Raw genomic sequence first — 3,427 nt, 5'->3', positions numbered from 1 at the left:
TTGGGACGAAAGAGGTATTGAGGACGGTATGTCGCCTTAAGCTGCTGCGAAGAAGATTTCCCGGTTGCAAAGTGGGCAAGATGCTTCCGGAATTAGAGGGCAGATTAAAAATATAACTTATGAAATTCAAGCGTCGGATCGAAAATATTATTTGGCAGCAGGTCTTGATGATGYTGATGATTTTATTGATGCTAATAACAATTGGGTACGTAAGGCAGGTTTTGATAATATAGCTAGGGTCGGAAGCCTTRAGGGGGATGGTGGAAGAACAGCATTCTTTAATACAGGCGGCGGAAATGACSAGATAAGAGGGTATAGTTCTCATCAAAACCTGTTTGCAGTCTCTGGTGGAACCAAGAAATTCTWTGGGGGTGAAAAGAACGATACCTTCTTGTTAATGGGAGCGGCAGCCCCGACGGGTCAGAGTATTTTCTACGGGGGRGGAGGAGACGACACCATCGCTGTGCAAAAAGCGGGTCCTGACAAGACGGGTTATGATATCAATCTGAATAAACAATACGTCAGGTATATTGGTGCGAATGATGATATTGGGGCATTAACGGGCATTGAACATGCTATTGGCAATGCCGAAACTGATGATTGTCTGACCGGTACTGATGGTACCAATGTGCTTGATGGGGCAGGAGGTCGTGATAAACTCAGAGGTCTGAGTGGTGATGATCGCCTTGTCCTGCGAAATGATACCTTGGCATATGGTGGAGAGGGGAATGATAACTATCAGGTAATCAAGAAACCCGGTGCGAATGCATCTATGGAAGTTTTTGAAGAAGAGAACCTCAACGAAATAAATTCTTTGACTCTGGGCTTTACGATTGAAGATATTGAATCAGTCTCTCTTGTAGGTAATGATGTTCATCTGGTTTTGAAAAACGGGGATGATACAAAAACGACCTTAAAGCTCATGGATGTCTATAAAACAGACTCTTCAGGTAACAAACACCTGCGTTCAAGATATGTTTTAACAAGCAGGGACGGTTTCCTGCTGAGCCCGCAATGGCAAGAAACCATAGGCAAGGGTGATTCTGCGGGTGAATTGCAGCCGTTCAATGGCAGTTTTGTTGCAYGTTATATGCCGACCCTGGATCACACTCTACTGGATACTTTTGGGGATACCAGGATCAAGCTCTCATATAACCTGTCTACTTCTGTCGGGCAGACCAGCCTGGTCATAAAGTCCTCTGACAAGAGTAAAACGATAACCCTGCCCTCCATGATGAAATTAATGGCAGAGGGAAGCGTCTTTGATGATGAAATTAATGGAGATGAAAACAATAATATTCTGCGCGGTTACAGCGGATATGACACGCTGACTGGCGAAGCAGGCAGTGATACCTATGCGGTAAATATTGATCGTGCTGAAGTAGAGGATGGGCGTATTGATCCTGCAGCGTTCAAGCTAACGGATCTCGGTGAGAAGGTAATTGTGAATTTTGATGATTACCGGACGGTCACAGCTGAAGACGGATCCTCTACTCAAGTTCTGGATGAAGATTATTTATTGTACAATGTTGCTCGCGAGAATATTGGCCTCCGCCAAGACGGGCAGGATGTGATCCTTTATTACAAACCGTCTGAGGAACGTGCTGCGACAGTTCGTCTCAAGAATTTCATGGTTGGGGAGCAGCATCGCCATCTTAGTTTGGTTGATGCCAGTGGTGCTATCTATGAACTGGGTGTGGATGCTAAGGGTAATCCTTACTTGTCCAATGAAGGAGTTTTGCCCGGTGATGATCAGGATAATGAGATTATATCACCCCGGGTTGTTAGCTCCGTGTTTGGTGCTGGGGGTAATGACCGTTTGCGTGCCTTGATCAGTTCTGAAGGATTAGGGGACAAGCTTTATGGTGAGGATGGAAATGACATCCTTATCGGCAGTGATGGTACAGATACTCTTGTTGGTGGAGGCGGACGTGATGTTATTGTTGATAGCAAGGGAGACGATATCATCATGGGAGGCAATGGTATGGATGATATCCGCTTTACCGGCGATGCCGAAGGGATCAAGTTTGTTGATGTAAAATCAACAGACAAGAGTATTGATACAGTGTGGCTGCCTTTTAAACTTTCCGAGGCTAACTTTACGCGGGAGGGTAATCATCTTGTTGTGCAAGGTCAGGCACCGAATGCTGAGGAGGGAAAACTGCTTAGTGTTGTTATTCGGGATTATTATCTTTCCGCCGGCCTGCGGAATGTGGAACTGCGCAGCTATGATGTAACTGCTGTAGAAGGGGGTTTTGACCGTGGTGCTGTCAGTTTGAACGAGGAAGGTAATGACGGTCATTTTATCGCACCGGATGTTTTGAGCGGGAAAGAGCAATTTACCCTTGAACATCGCTTCCGGGCAGATGTCCGGGCTTTATCCGGTTCAGATTATGTGCCGTTGCTTTCTTATGCTGCGGAAAGGGGCAATTCGAATGAGTTCATGGTCGGTGTTGATTCCGGTGGTGTAAACATTATTTTTAAGGGAATCAAATATCAGGACTCAGGCATTTCTGCTTTAGATGTTCTGGATGGCCAGGAACATAAAGTTTCAACGACCTGGAATAGTTCAACGGGCAAGTTGGAGCTTTATCTGGATGGTGTACTCCGTAAATCCTGGTCAGGGGTTGGCGTGGGGCAGAAGATTGCTGACGGGAGAGGTCTCCTGAGTATTGGTCAGGATCAGGACAGCTTWTATGGTGGTTATGCAAGTAACCAGTACTTTAGAGGTGCTCTGGAGGATATCAAACTCTATGGCAGGGCCTTAAGTGAGGATGAGATCAAAGATAATATGTCAGGTAGCGGGTTGCAGGATAATCTCCTGGCGCATTGGGACTTCCATACACTCTATCGTGAGAGGAATGGTATGGTGCCGGATCTTTCCGGGAATAGATATACATTGTCTTATGACAGTGTGGAGGGAGAAGGTTATACTAAAGCCCGCGATCCTCAAATGATTGCAGAACGTTTGCCTCAGACGGAACACCTGGATAAAGACCAGTTGTGGGAAACGGCAAAGCTTGGTGCTATAACTGGAAGTATAGTGCCAGACGCTACAGAAGGTACGGCTTTGCCAAATATTGACCAATTGGTTACCGCAATGGCAGGACATGGCAGCTTTACCAATGATGGTATAACCAGTAATGGTAATCCCATTCAACAGAAAGTTAATCATATGTTGACACCACTAGCTGCCGCGTAAGGTTATCAACAGCTAGTGTCTTTGTGGTAATGCAAAATTCGGGCACAGGGTTTCTTTGGCAACTCTGTGCCCGAATTCGATATGAATTTAACATCTAAATGTTTAATCCGAGGTGGAGCCGCCTGGGTGTCTTTGACCGCATTTTCAGTACCTTATCCAGCGAGACAGGAGAGCCGGATACACTCATGATTGATGCGACACACCTCAGAGCCCACCGCACCGCAG

General features: G+C 46.0%; 1 protein-coding gene and 1 pseudogene. Both read left to right on the top strand.

Annotated elements, in window-relative coordinates; translation table 11 throughout:
- Positions 1-64: 64 nt before the first annotated feature.
- Entirely contained in the window at positions 65-3,202 is a 3,138-nt protein-coding gene (locus tag D9A03_RS19705; RefSeq protein WP_120498941.1) for a LamG-like jellyroll fold domain-containing protein, read from the top strand.
- Positions 3,203-3,312: 110 nt separating this feature from the next.
- Positions 3,313-3,427: pseudogene (locus D9A03_RS20155) on the top strand (IS5/IS1182 family transposase); the annotation flags it as partial.

Origin of the sequence: Kiloniella sp. EL199, assembly GCF_900313065.1 — a bacterium.
Lineage (GTDB): Bacteria > Pseudomonadota > Alphaproteobacteria > Kiloniellales > Kiloniellaceae > Kiloniella.
Note: the sequence above shows the minus strand (reverse complement) of the source record. Positions and strands in the feature narration are given on the sequence as shown.